Source organism: Microbacterium flavescens, assembly GCF_018588945.1.
Lineage (GTDB): Bacteria > Actinomycetota > Actinomycetes > Actinomycetales > Microbacteriaceae > Microbacterium > Microbacterium flavescens.
Map to the genome: position 1 here is coordinate 23,582 of NZ_JAFIWA010000001.1, position 21,200 is coordinate 44,781.

A 21,200-nucleotide genomic window follows, 5' to 3' on the forward strand; every position below is an offset into this window, starting at 1 on the left:
CGGTCCGCGTACGAACCGGCCCTTCTGCGTCGAACGTCAGCCGCAGCTGGCGGCCGAGTGGGCGATCTGCTGATCGACCGTGACGGGCTGGCCGTCCACGGTCGCCACCGCCTTCAGCGAAACGGATCCACTCGGCACGGCGACGACTCGGGTCGTGAAGGAGGCCGAAGCGCTCTTCCCCGCCGCCACCGCACCGAATGCCTTCGTGCCGTAGCTCGTCGTCGCCGTCAGCGTCACAGGGAAGGCCTCTCCGTTCGTGACGATGACGACCTGCACCACCTTGCCGGAGACGCAGCGGGCCGCGACGGCCGCCGTGACATCGAGCTCGGGGCCGACGACCGTTACGGTGAGCGTCACCGTGCGATTGGCCGGTGCCACTTCCTCCTCGCGCGTCTGGTTCAGCACGGCCGAACCGTCCGCGGCGAAGTGCACCGTCTTCACCCGCGCATGGCGGCTCGGGTCGTTCAGGCCGCCGTCGGCGCCGGGGATCCACTCCGAGATCGGCGGGCGCGCGTGGTAGACGATCACCGGGTTGCCATCCGCATCGAGCGTGAACGAGTTGTGACCCGGTCCGTTCTGCTGGCCGCCGAAGTCGTCGGAGGTCAGCAGCGGGTAGCCCGTCTTCGTCCACGTCGCGGGCTTCATCAGGTCGCCGTCGATGGGAGCACGGAGCATGCCGATCGAGTACGTCTCATTGACCTCGGACGCCGAGAAGAACACGAAGACCTCGTCGTCGCTCTTGATGACGGCCGCCCCCTCGTTGATCACCTGGCTCGCGGTCCGCTCCCACGCGTAGTTGGGCGTGGACAGGAGGATCGACGGCGAGATCAGCTGGCTCGGGTTCGACGGGTCGATCTCCGCCATCCGTAGGTCGGAGCTCCCCGGCTTCTCCGCCCACACCATGTAGTGCTTGCCGTTCGCCTCGAAGTACGTCATGTCGAGCGAGAAGCTCGTGAACGCCGAGGTGTCGCCGGGTGCCGCCTTGATGTAGCCGAGCTCCTCCCAGTTGGCGGCGACCATCGGGTCGCTGTTGCCGGGAGCCCGCATGATCGCCGGCCGGATGTTCCAGACGTCGGTGCTGCGGCTCGACGTGAACAGGATGTACCAGTCCCCGTTGATCTTGTGCAGCTCGGGCGCCCAGAAGTACCGGTAGGCGCCGGTAGCGACCTTCGAGCCGTTCGACGTGTTCGGCGACGCGGCGTTGCGCGACCACAGCAGCACCTGCTCCTGGGCGGTGGTCAGGCCGTTGATCGAGTCCGCGCGGCGCAGCACGATGCGGTCGTAGCCCACACCGGGGTTGGCCTGCGTCGTCGGGTACGAGCCCGTGAGGTAGTACTCCGTCTCGCCGGTGCGCTCGTCGTCGCGGAACACCCACGGGTCGGCGCGCTCGGGCACGAGGATGCCCTTGCTGTCGCCGTAGACAGGCTGGTTCACGGTTCCGGTCACGGTGTACTCGCCGGGGGTCTCCAGGTCGACCGTGCTGGTGTCCCAGTTCACGCCGAGCTGCTTGGACGAACCGTCGGAGTAGCCCAGCTGCACCTTCTCCGGCAGCTCGAGAGCGCCGCCCACCTCGACCTCGACGTCGTCGCCGGCGTCGACCGTCGTATTGACGATCCGACCCAGCGACTTCTGCAGGAGCGCGAGTTCGGCTGCGGTGACAGGAAGAGCGGATGCCTCGATCGCGCCCGCCGGCAGACCCGAGATGCTCGGCACGGCCGGCGCCGTGATCGGCTGCGGCGTGCTGAACGTCGTGAAGTCCTCCGTCGTCACCTCGTAGGCGGCGCCCGCGGGGGTGCGGAGCACGACCCGGTACGCGCCGATGCCGTTGTCGTACGCGACGTCCGCGCGGGAGACCGTGATGCCCTGCGTGTTGGTCGTGGAGAGCTTCTGACCCGTGAACGTGACCAGATCCTTCGAGGTGTAGACGAAGACGCGCCCGTTGGCGGCGTTGTCTGCGGCGATCAGCCCGAAGGTGCCGTCAGGGTTGCGGAACAGCGTCGGGTTCGCGAACTGCGATGTGCCGGTGCCGAACGTCGGGTAGAGCACGCCCTTGTTGTTGTTGAGCGCGACGAGCGGGTCGCCGTCGCCGGCGATGGCCAGGTGCAGCACCTCCGTCTTCGCGGTGCCGCCCGAGCGCACGTAGGCGACGGCGCGCCCGGCGTCCTCGGCCTTCACCGTGACGGTGTACGAGCGCTGAGCGGTGTTCCCGTCGCGCGAGAACGTGGCGGTGAGCTCGACCGTCGTGTCGGCCGCGGGGCGCGTGACATCGCCGGTCGCGGAGACGACGGCGGGCTGCGAGGACTCCCACGCGATCGCGATGTCGTCGACGGCGTCGCGCAGCACGATGCCGGCCGTCACGACTGCGATGCCGAGATCGAAGTCGTCGGCGCTGCGCTCGAGGTCGCGCTGCGGGTCGACGGCGGGCACCGTGACCTCGTACGCGCGGGTGATCGACTCCCCGCCGAGAGTGAACGTACCGGTGAGGGTGACGACGGCGTCGGGCTGGCCCTGCGCCGGCCGCGAGACCTGACCGTCGGCGGCGAGGATCCCCGGTGCGGACGAGGCCCACGTGATGCGGGACTGGCTCGCGCCGGCCGCGGGAAGCGTGAGGTCGGCGATCGTCTCATCGGGCAGAGCGATGGCATCGGCATCCGCTGCCAGCGCCGCCTGCGTCTGTGCCGCCGTGGTCCGCTCGCTCAGGTGGTACAGCTCGGCGATCTGCGCCGGTGAATAGGCCGACGTCGAGACGATCACGTCGTCGACTGCTCCCTTGTAGAACGGGTCGGGGTAGGACGACCGGCCGATGTAGCCGACCAGTCCGGTGCCGAACTGCGTGACGGTGCGCGTCGTCGGAACCGTGCCCACGAGTGCGCCGTTGTAGTAGCCCGAGATCGAGGTCGGCGTGATGACCGTCGTGTACATCGCCCATGCCGTGCCGGTCGTCGGGCCGGCGACGCCCTGCGATGCGTTCGTCGGAGAGATGCCGTACTCGGTGCCCCACGGCGCGCTCGGGGCGCTGCCGTTGGTGATGACCGTCTTGAACCGGCTCTGCGGATTGCGCGGGTTGAGCAGCCAGTACTGCGCCGGCGGGTTCGACGTGGAGCCGAAGAACATCGCGGCGTAGTTGCCCGCCGCCGTCTCGTTGCGCAGCCACGTGGAGATCGTCAGCGTGTCCTTGCCGTCGAACAGGTTCGCCGGGAAGCGCACGTGGCCGGCACCGCTGTTGGACGCGCCGCCAGGGAGCGTGAGCACACCGTCGGCGACCGTGGCGCCCGTGCCCAGAAGGGTGCCCGTATTGCCGTGACCGGACACGTCGGTCACCGCCCCCGGGGTGCTGAAGTCGTAATGAAGGACCAGATTCGGGTCTTCGGGGACCGGGTCCGCATGTGCTGCGGGTGCGAGCACGCCGATGGCGAGCGCTGCGATCGCAGCCCCCGCCACTGTGACGCGCCGCCAGGACTTCGTCGCCATTTCAAACCTCTTCGTCGCGGCAGGGGACCCGCGCGGGTTCGCGGGACATGGTCGCGAGAGTAGCGCGTTACCGCTCACATTCCAAGGGTCGATTTGCGATCCCGGGGGGAAGCAATTTGGACGATTCGGCAATTCAAGCCTGGTGTACAACGTTGAGTTACCGCTAACGTGAGCGATAACAGCCGAAGCGACGACGTTCGGCGTCACTTGATGGAGAGTGAAATGACAGTGTTCTCCCGGAGCAGGAAGACTGCAGCTGCCGTTGTCGCCGTGGGCGCGATGGTGCTGGGCATGGGGGTCGGCAACGCGGTAGCGGACGCCCCCGATGAAGGTCTTGTCGCCGAGTACATCTTCGACCTGGCTGAGGGCGCGGCGGTGCCCAACACCGCTGCGGACTCGGTCCTGGGCGCAGCCACGGTGCGCAACGTTCAGGCCGCCGACTGGACCGGCAGCTCGCTCACCCTGCGAGGTGGTGCCAAGACGTCGACCGGCAACTGGGTGGAGCTTCCCGACGACATCCTCGCCGGACAGGAATCGGCGACCATCACGGCGGAGGTGAAGGCATCCGCCGCCATGCTCAACGGCTTCCACTTCCTCTGGAACATCGGGAACGAGTCATCAGCCAACGAATACTTCTTCGCCTCGCTCAACTGCGGGTCGGGGCGCACGCCGCTCGTGGGCATCAAGGCAGGCGGCGTCGAAGAGCTCGTGCAGTCCGGCTCGTGCGGGCTGACCGCCAACACCTGGGTCAACGTGACGTCGGTCGTCGACGGAGCGGCCGGCACGGCCTCGCTCTACATCAACGGCGCCCGGGTCGGTCACGGGTCCGTCGGCGCTACCCCGGCCGACATCGTCGACCAGTCGCTGAACACCATCGGCCGCGCACCGTGGCCCGACCCGCTCTTCCAGGGCGCGATCTCGTCGTTCCGCGTCTACGACCGGGCGCTGACGGCCGCCGAAGTCGCGGACGTCTCGGCCGAGGACGCACTGGCCAACGAGACCGAGCTGCGCGCGCAGGCACAGGCGATTCTGACGGGCCTGGCCCTCACCGATCGCGAGACGAGCGGCGACATCGACCTTCCCACCTCGCAGGGCCGCGTGACGTGGACCTCGAGCAACCCGGCCGTCGTATCTCCGACCGGTCAGGTCACGCCCCCGCTCGCCGGGCAGCCGTCGATCCCGGTCGAGCTCACCGCCGAGGCATCCCTCCGCGGGATCAGCGCCACGCAGACCATCACGGTCACGGTGCTGCCCTCGACGGAGACCGCCGAAGACCGTGCCGCGCGCCTGGCGCAGCGGTTCGTGATCCCCTCGGTCGTTCGCTCGGGCGCCGCCCTGCCGGCCGCGCCGGAGGGCACGACGGTGGCCGTGACCGGCGTCGAAGGCGAAGTCGAGGTGGGTGAGACGATCACCACGACGTCGGATCAGCCCGTCGACGCCGAGATCACCGTCCGGATCACCGACGGCTCGACCGGTGTGCACGTCGACCGGACGTTCGCGGTGCGCGTGCTGCCGGCATCCGCTCACGAGCTTCTCGCGTACCACCGCACGCCGACGTCCGTCTCCGAGGCGAACAACGCCGACGTGGCGCTGAGCATGCACCTGGCGCTGTCGACCGAGGACGGCTGGACTCCGCTGAACGAGAACTACGGCATCTTCTTCCCGAAGACCTCGGCGCCCGTGCCGGCGAACGGCCCCAGCGAGAGCCTCATCCGCAGTCTGCGCAACCCGCACATCTTCTACCTGGAGGACGGCAGCTTCGGCATCGTCGCCACCCGTACCGCCCGCAACGGCGGTGCCGACGGCACGCAGACGAACCGCATGCTCTTCGCGCGCAGCACCGATCTGCTGTCGTACGACGAGGTCGGCCTCGTCGACGTCGGCGTGACCAGTGGGGTCAACGACCCCGCAGTCGTGTGGGACTCGGCTGCCGAACGCTACGTGGTCAGCTGGACCTCCGACGCCGGCGCGTCGATGTACACCACCTTCGGCAGTCTCACGGATGCCGCGACCCGTGGCCCCGTGGAGCGTGGTGCCGTCGCAGCGACGGACGGGACGGCCGGCACCGGCATCCCGAACTTCGCGACCGGCAACGCGATCGCGATCCCGGCCTCCGTCGCAGACGCCCTCAACGTCCGGTTCGGCCGCATCGTCAACACCGGGGTCACGGCGCTGGATGCCGTGGAGGTCGAGGCCGGCGACGAGCTGGCCGCCTCGGATCTGCCCCAGCGCGCAGAGCTCACGTACAACGACGGCTCGGCGGCGACGCGGGCCATCGAGTGGGATGCCGACTCCCTTGCGGCGGTCGACACGAGCACACCGGGCACGTACGAGGTCACGGGGTCGATCAAGCACCCGCAGTACGCGACGCCGTTCGCCGACGAGCGGGCCGACCCGTCGATCTTCAAGTTCGACTGGAACGGGCAGACGAAGTTCCTCATGATCGCGACCGAGGACCTCAACCTGAACCCGATCAACCCGGCGAACGGCCCGCACATGCCGATCCGCATCGCCGACAACATCGAGGACCTGTCCGACGAAGCGATCCGCGCCGGTCGCAACGTCGAGATCGACCTGCTCAAGCGGGGCGACACCGACGCCGACGGCGGGGTCATGACCGGCTGCTTCTGGGCACCCGAGTTCCACATGGTGGGCGGCAAGCTGACGATCTTCTTCATGCCCTGCTACAACGGCACCAACGGCCAGCCGGATATGTGGACCGGTAGGGCGAGCATCATCCAGCTGCAGCAGGACGCACAGGGCAACCACCTCGACCCGGCGGTGCCGGCGAACTGGACGAAGGCGCAGAAGGTGCTCCGCGCAGACGGCTCGATCCTGAACCCGGTGCAGAACATCTCGCTCGACATGACGTACTTCGAGGACTCCGGTCAGTCGTACTACGCCTGGCAGATGCTCGGGTCGGTCTTCATCGCCAAGATGGACCCCGCCGACCCGACGCGGCTGACCTCCGCGCCGGTGCGCATCCTGCCGCCGGAGTTCGCATGGGACAACGTCATCGCGGAGGGCCCGAACGTGCTGGCCAAGGACGGGACGCTCTACATTATCTACTCGGGATCGAGCGTGGGCGACTCGTACACGACCGGCCTCATCACGGCGGAGGCGGGGCAGAACGTCGACCTCACCTCCCCGGCCGCGTGGACGAAGCTGAACTACCCGATCCAGAAGTCCGGCATGTTCAACGGCGCGTGGCAGCTCGGCACCGGCCACGGCATGTGGTCGATGGACGAGGACGACAACATCCTGTACGTCTTCCACGCCCGCACCAGCAACCGCGGGCTGACGGGCCGTGACATGTTCGTGCGCCGCGTCCACTTCGCCGCGGACGGAATGCCGATCTTCGACATGGAGTCGGATGAGGAGGTCGCACCCGAGAACCGTTTGGTCACCGCGACGGTGACCGTCGTGGGCGGGTCCGAGCCGCAGCTGGACGTCGAAGCCGTGACCGCGTCGCGATGCGTGGCGGGCAAGGTCGTGCAGGTGCTCACCGTGCGCAATGCCGACGACGTCCCGGTGTCGGTGACGGCGGCGGGTCCGTACGGGTCGAAGACGTTCGCGTCGATCGGCGCGGGCAAGGCTTCGTCGGCGACGTTCACGACCCGGCTGGCCGCCATCCCGGGGGGCACCATCACCCTCACGGCGACCGCCACCATCGGCGGCGAGACCGTGACCACCACGCAGGACGCCCCGTACGAGTCCGCCACCTGCGGCTGACGCATGGGCAGGGAGCCGACGTCGCAGCGACGTCGGCTCCCCCTCCCGCAGCCCGGCGCCGACGCCGGGCCGCGGCATCCCCTCCTTCCACCCGAGACGAGGAATCACCGACATGACCATCTCGAGGAACCCCGGCACGCGGTCGATGCGACGGACGGTGGCCGTGGCGGCCGCCGCGGGCGTCGTGGCCGCCGGCCTGATCCCCGCCGCCTCCGCCGCCACGGCCGCCGATCCGCTGCGCGACGGACTGGTCGCCGAGTACCTCTTCGAGGAGACCTCCGGCGACGCGCTGCGCAACACCGCCGACGGAGACCCGGCGGCGGGCGATCCGCTGGACGCGGTCGTGCGCAACTATGCCGAGGATCAGCGGTCCGAAGCGGGAACGCTGCGGTTCCTCGGCGGCGCCAAGACGTCGACGGGCAACTGGGTCGAGCTGCCCGACGACATCCTCGCGGACGCTCAGTCGGCCACCGTGTCGATCGACGTGAAAGCCGATCCCACGATGCTGAACACCAACCACTTCCTGTGGAACATCGGCAACGATGCGACCCAGGAGTACTGGTTCGCGACCGCTCGCGCGGCTCGCTCGGCCATCACCACCGGGTCGGGCGCCGGTGAGAAGAACGGTACCGGATACGCGCTCACGGCGAATCGCTGGCACAGCCTCACCGCCGTCATCGACGCCGAGGCCGACACGCTCACGTTCTACACCGACGGTCAGCGCGCCGGCGTCGCCAAGACGACGCTCACCCCCGCAGACATCACGCAGTCGCTCAACACGATCGGTCGCGCCCCCTGGCCGGACGCGCTCTTCAAGGGCTCGGTCGGGGCTTTCCACGTCTATGACCGGGCGCTGTCCGACAGTGAGGTCGTGGCGCTGTCCGCGACGGACGCCGTCCCCCATGCGGCTGAACTCGCCGCCGCAGCCGCGGCCAAGCTCGCCGCACTCGATCTCGGCGACACCTCCGCGGTGACCGGCGACCTGCAGCTCGTGACGCTCCACGGCATCTCGTGGGCCTCGTCGGACGAGGCCGTGATCGCGCCCGACGGAACCGTCAGGCGTCCGGCTCCGGGTGAGCCGGCGGCCACGGTGACCCTTACCGCCGCGGCGACCACCCGCGGCCAGAGCGCACCGGCGACGCGGACCTTCACCGTGACGGTGCCCGCTCTGACGGCTTCCGACCTCGCCGCCGACCTCGCTGCGCTCCACGTGCCGGAGACCGTGCGAGGCAACGTCTCGCTGCCCGAACGCGGCGCCGCGGGCTCACCTATCGGGTGGGCGTCCTCGGACGACTCGGTCGTCTCCGACGTCGCCGTCGGTGACGCGGCACCCGGAGTCGTCACACGTCCCGCGTGGGGTCAGCCCGCGAAGCACGTCACGCTCACCGCGACGATCGGCGAGGGCGTGGATGCTGCGACCCGCACGTTCGACGTCACGGTGGCGCCGCTTCCGCGAGACGCCGTCGACAGTCGCTATCTCTTCGCCTACTTCACCGCCGACACCGTTGCCGGCGAGAACGTCCATCTGGCCGCGTCGCAGGGGAACAGCGCGATGGCGTGGGATGTGCAGAACGGCGGCGCGCCGATCCTCACCTCGACCCTGAGCGAGATGGGCCTGCGCGACCCCTTCATCATGCGCTCGGCGGAGGGGGACCGGTTCTTCCTCATCGCGACCGACCTCTCGATCGGCCGCAACGGCAGCTGGGACCGAGCGCTGGACTTCGGCAGCGCGCACCTCGAGATCTGGGAGTCGACCGACCTGCGGACGTGGAGCCAGCAGCGCCACGTGAAGGTGTCGGGCCCCAACGCCTCGATGACCTGGGCGCCCGAGGCGTACTGGGATGACGAGGCCGGCGAGTACGTCGTGTACTGGTCGTCGCGCATCTACCTCGACGGCACCCGCCCCTACGACAAGGCGCGCACGCCCAACTCGACGTACTCCAAGGTGATGTACGCCACCACGCGCGACTTCGTGACGTTCTCACCCGCCACGGTCTGGCAGGACGCCGGCGACCGCATCGACTCGACCATGATCGAGGACGACGGCACGTTCTACCGGTTCACCAAGGAGGTGACGGGCTGCGTCGACATCCTCCAGGAGTCCTCGCCCGCGCTGCGCGCCCTCACCGTTCCCGGTGACTACGCGTGGGAGACGGACGCGAGCTGCATCTCCAAGACGGCGCGCAACACGACGCGCACGACCGAGGGCCCGACGATCTTCCGTGCGAACCAGGGCGACACGTCGCTTCCCGAGGGTGTCGACGAAGGCTTCTACCTGTTCGTCGACGACTTCACCGGGACCGGGTACCTGCCGCTGTTCACCGAGTCGCTCGCGGATCCCCAGTGGCGCACCGTCACCGGTTCGCTGCCCAAGTCGAGGCACGGGAGCGTCATGCCCGTCACGCTCAACCAGTGGGAGTCGGCGAAGGGCGCACCGCTGACGAAGGTCGCGACCGCGGTCGACATCGAGGGCGTGGTCGCGGGCGACACCGTCCGCTCAGGTGACGTGCTGACTGCTCGGGTGTCGGCCGCGGACGGCGGAGCCGTGGCCGGTGCGGTGCGCTTCTCGGTCGGCGACGTCGAGTTCGAGTCGGTCCTGACCGCGCGGGACGGCGGGTACGTGGCTGAGGCGGTCGTACCGGAATCGGATGCCGCGGGCCAGCCGGTCGAGCTGAAGGCCGAGTTCCTCGGCTTCGACGTGCTCTCCGGCTCCTCCGCGACGGTCGAAGTGAACTTCGGCGATGAGCCGGCGCTCGCGGTCGAGGCATCCGTCACCTCGCGCTGCGTATCGGGGAAGGTCGTCCAGGTGGTCACCGTGACCAACGCCGACGACGTCCCGCTCTCGGCGACGGCGACCGGCCCGTACGGCTCGAAGAGCTTCGCGTCGCTCGGCGCGGGCAAGAGCGCGTCCGCCTCGTTCACCACGCGGCAGGCATCGATCCCGCTCGGCGCGGTCACCCTCACGGCGACGGCGACCGTCGGCGGTGCGCCCGTCACGGTCACGACCGACGCCGGCTACCCCGCCGCGAACTGCGGCTGAGAAAGGAAGATCCGGTGGATCGCACACACCTCCCCGCCGTAGGCGCCTCGCGCACAGCGCGCAGGAAGAAGACGCTCGCAGGCCTCATCGGAGCCGCGCTGGTCGCCGGCGCGATCGGCGTCACCGGTCCGGCTGCGGCCGGCGCGGAGCCGGCTTCGCTGCTCGCTTCGTACGACTTCTCGGAGACGAGCGGGACGGTGCTGAACGACGTCTCCGGCGCCGGTCGCAACGGCACCGTCGTCGGCGGAGCGGCCTGGCGGGGCGGCTACATGCAGTTCACCGGGTCGAACCACGTTCATCTGCCGAACGACCTCCTCGCCGGGCAGAGCGCGGCGACGATCGTCATCGAGACGAGCCCGACGGCGCTGTCCGGGAACAGGTTCCTGTGGAACTTCGGCGGCTCGGGCGACTCGGCGACCGGCCAGTTCTTCATCCAGCCGGTCGCACCGCGGGTGGCGATCTCCCCGTCCAACTGGTCGGGCGAGCAGTCGGTGACGTCCGCGACCAAGCTGGTTCAGGGCCAGTGGCAGTCGGTCGCGGCCACGATCTCGAAGAACGCCGACGCGACGACATCGACGCTGAAGCTCTACCTCAACGGAGCGCTCGTCGCTCAGAAGGCGGACTCCACCGTCGCCCTGAGCGACCTCGCGACCCACACGATGAACTACATCGGCAAGAGCGCCTACGCGGGCGACTCCCTGTACCAGGGCGGCGTCTCGGCGTTCCGCGTGTACAACGAGGAGCTGTCGGCTGCGGACATCGCGACGGCGTCATGGACGGATGCCGCGGCCACCGCCACGGAGGTGGCGAACGCGATCGACCTCGACGCCGCCAACGTGCAGGACCTCTCGCAGGTCGAGTCCGACCTCGTGCTTCCGACGGCCGGCGGTGTGACGTGGACGTCGCAGCCCGCCGGGATCGTCGCGCCGAACGGGCACGTCACGCAGCCCTCGGCCGACACGATCGTCACCCTCACGGCGACCGCCACCGTGCGCGGTCAGACCGCCACCAGAAACTTCGAGGTCACGGTGCGGAAGGCGCCGACCGCAGCCGAGCAGGCGGCGCGCGCAGCGGAGACCCTGCTGCTGCCCTCCGTGCTCGAGCAGGGCTACGTGCTGCCGGACACGGCACTCGGTCTGCCCGTCGTGTGGTCGCACGTATCGGGCGCGGGCTCGGTCTCCGATGGGGCGATCGCGGGCGCGCCCGCCACGGGCCTGGCAGCGGCCACGCTTCAGGCGGTTGTCGGCACCGGTGAAGACGCCGCGACCACCGAGCTCGACGTGCGGATCGCCGAGGCGGGGGCTTCGCGCCTCGCCGCCTACACCACGTCGAAGAACACCCGCGGAGGCGACGATCCCGAGGTCACGCGCTCGGGCCACCTCGCGCTCAGCTCCGACGGGACGACGTTCACCGCCCTGAACTCCGGAGCCGGCGTCGTGTTCCCCACCGTCAGCGGCATGACCGAGACGAACAACGGGACGAAGCGCTACCTCGCGCGGCCCTACGTGTTCCGCCTGTCGGGCGATGAGGGTTTCGGGATGATCGCACGCCGTACGTCCGACGCCGGCGCGGCCGACGCGGCCGGTGCGCTCGTCTTCACCTCGCCGGACCTCGTGGACTGGAGTGAGGTGGGATACCTCCCGCTTCCGGGCCAGGGCACGACCGGTGTCGTCTCGGCGGAGTGGGACTCCCGCGTCAGCGCCTATCGCGTCGCGTGGACCAGCGCCTCCGGCTCGACCCTGACCGGCACCACCGCCGACTTCAGCTCGGTGACCGCCGTGAAGGCCGGCCAGCAGCCCGCCGGACGCGCCGGCACGATCGACGTGGCCTACGCCGAGACGGCGTCGATCGTTCCCGTCACCGTGACCGAGGCCCGCACCGCCGAGCACCTGCTCGGACGGGTGCGGAACACCGGACTGCAGGCGCCTGATGACGTGACGATCGCCGCCGGCGGAGAGGTCGAGCTGCCGGGGAAGGTGACGGCCGAGTTCTCCGACGGCGGCACGCACGACTTCGGCGTGGACTGGGACACGTCTGCCGTCGACACGTCGACGCCCGGCGAGTACACCGTGACCGGAACCCTCGCGCGCACCGACACGATCTTCCCGCTGCTGCCGAACCGCGCCGACCCGCACGTCCTGCGCTACACGCTGCCGAACGGCGACAAGACCTGGCTGTACATCGCCACCGACGACAGCGGGCAGGACGAGTTCTTCATCCGTCAGGCCGACACGATCGCGGGGCTCGGATCAGCGCCGGACAACCGCATCCTCGGCTACGGACTGTCGGGCACCAGCACCAACGCCCAGCTGTGGGCACCGGAGCTGCACGTCGTGGACGGCGACCTGTACATCCTGTTCGCGGCCAACGCCAATAGCGCCAACTCGTGGACCGGCGTGCAGTCGTACACGATGCGACTGAAGACCGGCGGGAACCCTCTGGTCCGCGCCGACTGGGAGGCCCCGCAGCGCGTCGTCGACGCCGCCGGTCAGCCCCTCACGACCTATGGCACCGGCATCACGCTCGACATGACGCACTTCGAGGACGACGGCACCGACTACGTCGCCTGGTCGGAGCGGATCGTCTCGCCGGCGACAGGGCCGGCGGTCCTGAAGATCGCGACGGTGACGCCGTCGACGACGGGCCCGTGGCGGCTCTCGAGCCCGCGGTCCACGATCGTGTATCCCGACAAGGGCTGGTCGACCAACACCTCGGCCGTCGCTGAAGGACCGTTCGTCATCCAGCGCGCCGGAAAGGTCATGATCACGTTCTCGGGCTCGAACATCGACTGGACCTACGCCGTGGGGCTCGCGACGGCGTCGTCCGGCGCCGACCTGCTCGACCCGGATGCATGGCACGTGCGCGACAACGCGATCTGGAGCTACGAGGGCGTCTTCTCCGACAACTGGGGACCGGGTCACAACTCGTACACGTACGACGACGACGGAAACCTGATCAACGTCTTCCACGCCAAGGCGACGCAGAACGGCACGCGCGACTCCGGCGTGCGGATGGTGTACTTCCGCCAGGACGGCAGCCCCATCCTCGACATGACCGACACCGAATGGCTCGCCACGGCGAACCGCACGGTGACGGCGACGGTGATGGTCACCGGACCGGCCGGACTCGATGTGGAGGCATCCGTCACCACCCGCTGCGTCAGCGGCAAGGTCGTTCAGGTCGTCACGGTGACCAATGGTGAGGACGTGCCCGTGTCGGCCACCGCTTCCGGCGCGTACGGCTCGAAGACGTTCGCGGCGCTCGGCGCAGGCAAGAGCGCATCGGCCTCGTTCACGACACGGCTGGCGGCGATCCCCGGTGGAACGATGACGCTCACGGCCTCCGCGAACATCGGCGGATCGCCGGTGACCGACACCGTGGAGGTGAACGCCTCGCCCGCCTCGTGCGGGTGACCTGACCCGGCCGCGAGAGCGGTCGACGCGACGCGCGCCGCGGGTGTGGACGGACCCCGCGGCGCGCTGTCGTGCGTTCGCCCAACGACCCGGGTTCAGGCAGGCAGGTCCGGGTCGTTGAGCGAGGAGCGAAGCGACGAGACGAAACGGGTTCCCCGCCGAGGAGCGTTCCCCTCGCTCCGCTCGCCCCACCGCCGCCGGCGAAAGAAAGGGCCCCGCCGGCGATGCCGGCGGGGCCCTTCTCGGGGGAGGCTCAGCCGCAGGTGGCCGCGGCGTAGGAGGCGGATGCCTCGGCGCGGTCACCCGCCGCGGTGACGTCGACCGACACGGTGCCGCCGGCGATCGAAGCCTGTCGCGTCGAGAACGCGCTGGTGGTGGACTTGCCGGGCTGCAGCACGGCGATCGCCTTCGACCCGTACGTGGTCGAGACGGTCAGTCCGACCGGCGCGTCGCCGTCGTTGGTCGCCTTGACGGTGAGCGTCACCTTGCCCGACACGCAGCGCGTGTCGGCCGTCACCGTCACCGGCAGCACCGGTGCCGCGACGACCACGTCCGCTGTCACGGTGATCGCCGTCGAGCTGTACAGCTGCCTGCCCGGCGCGTTCCATGCCGTCGAGCCGCCGGCGCCGACCCACTGGTTGAGGTTCGCACCGATCGTGCGCACGGTGCCGGTCACCTCATACGTGCCGCCCGTGCCGGTGTCCAGGTCGGACAGGTCCCACGTCACCGGCTGCGAGGCCGTACCGCGCCCGTAGGCGAGCACCACGTCGGCCTCGGCCGGCAGGGCCGCCCGCACGTCGGCCTCGGAGGCATCGGCGTCGACCTCGACGGCGCCGAGGTCACCGGCGACGGCGGATGCGGCATCCGCTTCACGGATCTCGTCGTACTGGGCCTTGGTCAGCCCCACGATGCCGCCGTGCTTGGTGCTGGGCGCCATGTAGAAGCTGCTGCTGATGAGCTGGGTGAAGCCCGCGTCGAGGTCGGTGGTCTCCATCGGCCGGTAGCCCGTCGACGGAATGACGTCGACGTACAGGTACCACCTGTCTTCGTCGTGCCGCTGGAAGATGGCCGGGCCCTCGACGCCGCCGGCGTTTCCGCCCGCCCACTCCGCGCCGATGCGCGTCTGCAGCTGAGTCCACGTCGCAGAGGGCTTCCACCACTCGGCGGCGGGCGTCGACTCGAGGTACAGGCCCTTGCCCGCGGAGTTGTCCTTCGTGACGCGGTAGGTCTTGCCATCGTGCTGGGTGATGGTGGTGTCGATGGTGTTGCCGCCGGCGTCGATGAACACGCCGCCATACTCGTAGGTCTCCTGGGTGAAGTCGGGCGTCGCGCCCCAGAGGACGCGCGAGTACGACGAGCCGGTGTGCTCGGGGTTCGCGTAGAGGTTCGAGGACCAGTACAGGACGAACCCGCCCTCACCCGGGCCGTAGTAGTCCGGAACCCATGTGGCCTCCGGTGCCCACGCCATGCCGAGCTCGCCGACCTTCGCACCATCCGAGAGGGCGACGTCGAACTGGCGCAGGTCGCTCCAGGTAACGAGATCCTTGGACTCCCAGACGTTGAGCTTGGTGCTTCCCTGCGAACTCCAGTAGCACCATTCCATGCAGCCGCTGACGCCCCGGTCGCCGCCGAAGACGCGCAGATCGGTCGCGATGATGTAGTACGTCCCGGTCTCGGGGTTGTAGGTCAGGTAGGGGTCGCGCACGCCGGTCGTGCCGAGGTCGGACGCCAGAATCGGCTGCCCGCCGTTGAGCGGATCCCACTGCTCGGGGTTGTCGCCGCGCGAGACGTCGAGGTAGATCTTCTCGGCGTAGCCGGCGGAGTTCTCGATGAAGTGCACCATCGCGTAGCCGAACGCATCGTCAGCGGCGGCCGTGGGCTGCACGGTGACCGTGACCTCACGGGTCGCGGTGGCGCCGCGGACGGTCGCCGTGGCGGTGAGGGTCGTCTGAAGCGCGGGCTCGCCGGCCGCGGGCTGCGATGCCGTCGCCGTCACGCCGTCCTCGCCGATCTCGATCGACGGGTCCTCCGACGACCAGCTCACGCGACCGCCGTACGTCGGCAGCGTCGCCACCGGCTCGTCGAAGGTCACACCCGCGACGCCGTCGGCGATGGTCTGGGCGGCCTGCTGGTGCGATGCCGCGTGGATCGCGGCATCCGCCACCGACACGTCGGCCACCTCCGAGGCGCTCAGCGCGCGGTCGTAGATGCGGAACGACGACACCTCGCCCTTGTACATCGGGTCGGGGTACGGCGCGCGGCCGATGGCGTTGAGAGTCTGGTCGGTGATGGATGCCGGGGTGAGCGCCGTGTTCGTGCGGGCGACGCGCTCGCCGTCGACGTAGAAGGTGATGTGTCCGGCGGCGCCGTCGATCACCGAGGTCAGGCTGTACCAGCGGTTCGCGTCGAGCGCGGTCCCGGAGCGGGCGTTGACCTCGCCCCCTCCGCCGCCCGTGGTGATCGACGTGCGCGGATTATCGCGGACGGAGGCGAAGTAGTACTGCGTGGTCGAGTTGCTGCCGATGTTCCAGAGGAAGTTCCAGTTGTTCTTCATCGTCGGGTCGAGCTTCGTCTCGATCGTGACGGTGGCCGAGGTCTCGCCGGCCAGAACGTCGTCGGGCAGCTCCACCCAGTTCGCCGTCGTGCTCGTCTTCGCGCCGCCGGCGAAGACGAGGGAGGAGCCGGTCCACTGCGCGTCGGTGCCGTTGACGACGGTCGCGGGCGCGCCGCCGTCGACGCGGTTCGGGATGCTGGAGCCCGAGGTCTGGTCGAAGAGGTATTCGGCGAGCAGCCCGCTGGTCGGAGCGGCTGCGCTCGCTCCCGCCGCCGCCGGAGCAGCGAGGGGGACGAGGGCCGTGGCGATCAGGCTGGCGCCGACGAGCGCGGCGACGGCGGTGCGGGGCCGGCGCCTGCGGCGGATGCCGGCATCGGACCAGGTGGTTCGTGGCATGAGGGTCACTCCAGCTCCTTTGCTGTGCGCGGCCGAGCGGGCGCGAAGAGTCGCGGATTGGTCGCGCGCGCTGGGAATGTTAGCGCTCACGCTGAGGTACGGCAAGGGTCGATAACGTCTCGCCCGATTGCTTGACAGCCTGGGCGGTTCGCGCTAACAATGACTCGAACCATCCTGATACCGCTAACAGCAGGGGCGCGGAGTCGGGATCAGGCCAAAGGAGCCCTGACACCATGAAGAACTTCCGCAGAGCAGTGGCGCTCGCGACGGCTACGGCGCTGACCGCCGCCGGACTCGCCGTCATCGCACCGACCGCGGCATCCGCTGCCCCTCTCTCGATCGAGTCGGCCAAGGTCCTCGACCTGCACTTCGACGGCGATCTGACGGACGCGGGTCCGAACGCCGCCGCCGTGACGATGCAGAAGGGCACGGCCGCCTACGGCGCCGGCATCGACGGCCAGGCGTTCAACCTGAACGGCACGAACGCGATCCGGCTCGGCACGGCCGCGTACCTGCAGCCCGCAGACCTGACGGTGTCGTTCTGGTACAAGCCGAACGCGACGATGAGCGGCGAGCAGGTCTTCGCCTGGAGCAAGCTCGCGTACAACTCGCCCGGCTGGTACCTCACGTCCGAGAGCAACACCTCTCCGCTGGTGCTGTCGGTGGGTCCCGCATCCGATCAGCCGTACAAGGTGGCCGTCGACACGGCACGGGCCGCGTTCTTCCCGACCGGGCAGTGGACGCACGTCGTCGTCACCTACGACAAGGCGACGAAGGACGTGCGGTTCTACCGCAACGGCGAGCGGCAGATCTCGACCGTCAAGTACCCGGCGACCGGCACGGCCACCGGCGCGATCGTCGGCGAGAGCACGACGGTGAAGACCCTCGGCTACAACGGCCCGCAGTACAACGGAGCCCACGCGAACGGCCTGCTCGACGACTACACGCTCTACAACGGCGTGGCGACGGTCGCCGACGTGGTGTCCCTCACGCAGTCCAACGACCCCGCGTTCGACCCGAAGGCGATCGCCCAGCGCGGGCTCGACACCGTGACCGTGCCGTCCTCGTCCGCCGCCGACTTCGGTCTGCCGCTCGAGGCGGCCAACGGCGCGACGATCTCCTGGGAGACGTCCGACGCCGATGTCATCGCCATCGACGGCGGCGTCGCGACCGTCACGCGTCCGAGCTCGGCGCCGGCGACCGTGACGCTCACGGCATCGGCGAGCTACGGCGGAAGCGAGCCCGTGACCAAGACGTTCCAGGTCGACGTGCCTCAGGAAGGAGCCTCGACCTCGATCTACGTCGAGTCGACCGAGCTCGACGAGGTGCTGCTCGAGGACCCCTACCTGGTCAACGGCAACCAGAAGATGATCGACTATCTCCTGAGCCTCGACCCCGAGCGCTTCCTGTACTCCTTCTACACGCAGGCGGGGCTGCCCACGACGGCGCAGCCGTACGGCGGATGGGAGCGTGCGAGCGGCACTCGGTTCCAGGGCCACTTCTTCGGCCACTACATCTCGGCGCTGTCGCAGGCGTACGCGACGACGACCGAACCCGGCACCAAGGCCGCGCTGTTGGCGAAGCTCACCACCGCCGTCGAGGGACTGCAGAGCGCGCAGACGGCGTACGCGGCCATCGATCCGACCAATGCCGGCTACGTCTCGCCGTTCTCGACGAGCGTCCTGCCGAGCGGTGGCGGCGGCCTGCTCGTCCCCTTCTACAACCTGCACAAGGTGCTCGCCGGTCTCATCGACGCGCACGACCAGGCTCCGTCCGACGTGGCGGCGAAGGCTCTCTCGGTCGCCAGCGGCTTCGGCACCTGGGTGCGCAACTGGGCGGGTCGCCAGGCCAACCCGGCGTCCATCCTCAACACCGAGTACGGCGGCATGAACGAGGCGCTGTACGAGCTGTACGCCATCACCGAGAACCCCACCCACAAGCGGGCGGCGGAGTACTTCGACGAGGTGACGCTGTTCCAGCAGCTGGCCGCCGGCCAGGACGTCCTCAACGGCAAGCACGCGAACACGACGATCCCGAAGCTCGTCGGCGCGCTCAAGCGGTACACCGTCTTCACCGACAACCCGCACCTCTACGCGACGCTGACGGCGGCTGAGAAGAGCAGCCTCGGCATGTACCGGACGGCTGCCGAGAACTTCTGGCAGATGGTGGTCGACGACCACACCTACGCCAACGGAGGCAACAGCCAGTCCGAGCACTTCCACGGCCCGGACGAGCTGCACGAGCACGCGACGAACGGCACGACCTCGGGCTACGGCGAGAACTCGACTTCCGAGATCTGCAACGAGTACAACATGCTCAAGCTGACGCGGGCGCTGTTCCAGCTGGCCCCTGACGTGAAGTACGCCGACTTCTACGAGCACGCGTACATCAACGCCATCGTCGCGCAGCAGAACCCCGAGACCGGCATGATGACGTACTTCCAGCCGATGCAGGCCGGCTACGCCAAGGTCTTCGGCCGCCCGTACGACGAGTTCTGGTGCGACCACGGCACGGCGACCGAGAGCTTCACGAAGCTCGGCGACTCGATCTACTTCCGCAAGGGCGAGTCGGTCTACGTCAACATGTTCCGCTCCTCGGTCTACACCGACGACGCGCACAATCTGCGGCTCACGCAGACCGCGAACGTCCCTGCCGAGGAGACCGTGACCTACTCGGTCGACTCGATCGACGGAGGCGCGCTGGCCGACGGCACGACGCTGCGGCTGCGGGTGCCCGGCTGGGTCGCCGGCTCCCCGTCGCTGGAGATCAACGGCCAGGCGCAGGACGTCGCCGCCCTCACCGAGGACGGCTACGTCGTGGTCGACGTCGCGGTCGGCGATGAGCTCACTTACACGCTCCCTGCCGAGGTCCGCGTGATCGACAACACCGAGAACCCCAACTGGGTCGCGTTCGCCTACGGCCCGGTGCTGCTGGCGACGGAGCTCAACCGCAGCAACGTCGACGCGACGTACGTCGCCGGAGTGCTCGTGCGCATGAGCACGGCGGACAAGACGGTCAGCAACGACGTGGTCGTCGACGACGCGGAGCAGTTCAAGGCCGGCATCGCCGACAACCTGGTGCGCATCGCGGACGGCGAGAACGCGAACGGCATCGAGACCATGCGCTTCAAGATCCAGAATGCGGATGCCGCGACCGAGGCGCTCACGTTCGAGCCGTGGTACTCGCTGTACGGCGCCCGCTACGCGATCTACATGGACCTCGTCGAGCCGGACTCACCGCAGGCGCAGGAGCTCATCCTCAAGGGGAAGCAGCAGCAGCGCATCGAGGAGACGACGATCGACTCGCTCACGTCGTTCGACGACAACAACAGCGAGGCCGACAAGAACTACAAGTTCAACAAGTCCGGCGTCGGCGTGTGGCTCGGTGAGGGATACCGCGACGGCCAGATCGCCACGGACGCGTACTTCCAGTACGACATGATCGTCGATCCGAGCCTGCCGAAGAACTACCTCGGCGTCCGCTACTTCGGCGGAGACAACGGCCGCACGTTCAGCGTCTACCTCAACGACGTGCTCCTCAAGAACGAGCGCGTCACCAACGCGGCGGGGTCGAACACGTTCTATGTGCAGTACGACGAGATCCCGGCATCCGTCCTCGCGGGCATCGAGGCGAAGGACAGCTACAAGCGCGACCAGAACGGCCAGTACGTCCTCGACGGCGACGGCCAGAAGATCCCGGTGGTGACCGTGCGCTTCCAGGGCAACGGCACGAGCTACGTCGGCGGCGTGTTCGGCGTCTACACGACCTCGAAGATCACGTACGACACGGACGCGGATCTCGCGGGTCTCACCTTCGAGGACGGCGCGCTCGCACCCTCGCTCACGGACGGCGTCTACGAGTACACCGCCACGGTTCCCGCGGACGCGACGACGGCGACGTTCGACGCCGATCCCGCGGTGGCGAGCGGTCTGGTGTACGTGGGCGACGTGCTGATCGACGACACCCAGCCGCGTACCGTCACTCTGGCCGCCGGCGACGAGCCCACTGTCCTCACGCTCCGCGCGACGGCGCAGGACCACACGACGTCCGCGACGTACCGCATCGAGATCGTGCGTGCCTCGGAGGAACCGCAGCTCGAAGTCACTGCCAGCGCCGCCGTGCGCTGCGTGGCGGGCAAGGCGGTTCTGACGGTGCAGGCGCGCAACGGCGCGGATGTGCCCGTGGCGCTGCGCATCACGACGTCGGCCGGCAGCAAGGACATCGCCGCGCTCGCAGCGGGCAAGGCGACGTCGGCTGCGTTCACGACACGGCTGGCGCATCTGCCGGCAGGACAGGCGTCGGTCGCGGCATCGGCCACCCTCGGCGGGGAAGCCGTCGAGGTCACCGTGCCGGTCGCCTACCCCGAGACCACCTGCGGGTGAAATTTCGGACACCGAAAACGGTTTCGAGTCTTGTTCTCGCTAACTGTTGCCGGTAACATTCAACACGAGCCAGTCGATCCACCGTCGGATCCGAGAGCAAAGGTGCAACATGCTCAGTCACTCCACCAGCCGCACGGCACAGACCGCGGACGCGGTCGTCGCCGCGCCGCGGAGTCTCCGGGCATCGAGCGATCGGGCCGGAGCGCAATGCG

The 21,200-nt window shown here is 69.0% G+C and carries 6 protein-coding genes; 4 read left to right on the forward strand and 2 right to left on the reverse strand.

Going from position 1 to position 21,200, the window contains the following annotated elements; translation table 11 throughout:
- Nucleotides 1-36: 36 nt before the first annotated feature.
- Nucleotides 37-3,471, reverse strand: coding sequence for a family 43 glycosylhydrolase (locus JX005_RS00075; RefSeq protein WP_214465274.1), 3,435 nt, complete (start codon nt 3,469-3,471; stop codon nt 37-39).
- 222 nt (nt 3,472-3,693) lie between these two features.
- On the opposite strand from JX005_RS00075, the gene JX005_RS00080 reads away from it, so the two are divergent.
- The 3 genes from JX005_RS00080 to JX005_RS00090 all read left to right on the forward strand — a co-directional run bounded on the left by JX005_RS00080 (nt 3,694) and on the right by JX005_RS00090 (nt 13,656).
- Nucleotides 3,694-7,203 carry a LamG-like jellyroll fold domain-containing protein gene (locus tag JX005_RS00080; protein WP_214465276.1) on the forward strand — a complete coding sequence of 1,170 codons (3,510 nt, stop codon included), beginning with the start codon at nt 3,694-3,696 and terminating at the stop codon, nt 7,201-7,203.
- 112 nt (nt 7,204-7,315) lie between these two features.
- Complete coding sequence (locus JX005_RS00085; RefSeq protein WP_214465277.1) at nt 7,316-10,243, forward strand: immunoglobulin-like domain-containing protein; 2,928 nt, start codon at nt 7,316-7,318, stop codon at nt 10,241-10,243.
- 14 nt (nt 10,244-10,257) lie between these two features.
- Nucleotides 10,258-13,656, forward strand: coding sequence for a family 43 glycosylhydrolase (locus JX005_RS00090; protein ID WP_214465278.1), 3,399 nt, complete (start codon nt 10,258-10,260; stop codon nt 13,654-13,656).
- Nucleotides 13,657-13,909: 253 nt separating this feature from the next.
- On the opposite strand, the gene JX005_RS00095 is transcribed toward JX005_RS00090, so the two are convergent.
- On the reverse strand, nt 13,910-16,606 hold the full coding sequence (locus tag JX005_RS00095) for a LamG-like jellyroll fold domain-containing protein (protein WP_214465279.1): 2,697 nt from the start codon (nt 16,604-16,606) through the stop codon (nt 13,910-13,912).
- 233 nt (nt 16,607-16,839) lie between these two features.
- Here JX005_RS00095 and JX005_RS00100 point away from each other — a divergent pair, with 233 nt between their 5' ends.
- The gene (locus JX005_RS00100) at nt 16,840-20,988 is read left to right on the forward strand and encodes a beta-L-arabinofuranosidase domain-containing protein (RefSeq protein WP_214465280.1); all 4,149 of its coding nucleotides are present in this window, start codon (nt 16,840-16,842) and stop codon (nt 20,986-20,988) included.
- The last annotated feature ends 212 nt before the right edge of the window (nt 20,989-21,200 follow it).

What these genes read in the sequence shown, in the direction of transcription:
- JX005_RS00075 (WP_214465274.1), bottom strand. Translation starts at nt 3,471, where the DNA reads ATGGCGACGAAGTCCTGGCGGCGCGTCACAGTGGCGGGGGCTGCGATC.
- JX005_RS00085 (WP_214465277.1), top strand. Translation starts at nt 7,316, where the DNA reads ATGACCATCTCGAGGAACCCCGGCACGCGGTCGATGCGACGGACGGTG.
- JX005_RS00100 (WP_214465280.1), top strand. Translation starts at nt 16,840, where the DNA reads ATGAAGAACTTCCGCAGAGCAGTGGCGCTCGCGACGGCTACGGCGCTG.
- JX005_RS00095 (WP_214465279.1), bottom strand. Translation starts at nt 16,606, where the DNA reads ATGCCACGAACCACCTGGTCCGATGCCGGCATCCGCCGCAGGCGCCGG.
- JX005_RS00080 (WP_214465276.1), top strand. Translation starts at nt 3,694, where the DNA reads ATGACAGTGTTCTCCCGGAGCAGGAAGACTGCAGCTGCCGTTGTCGCC.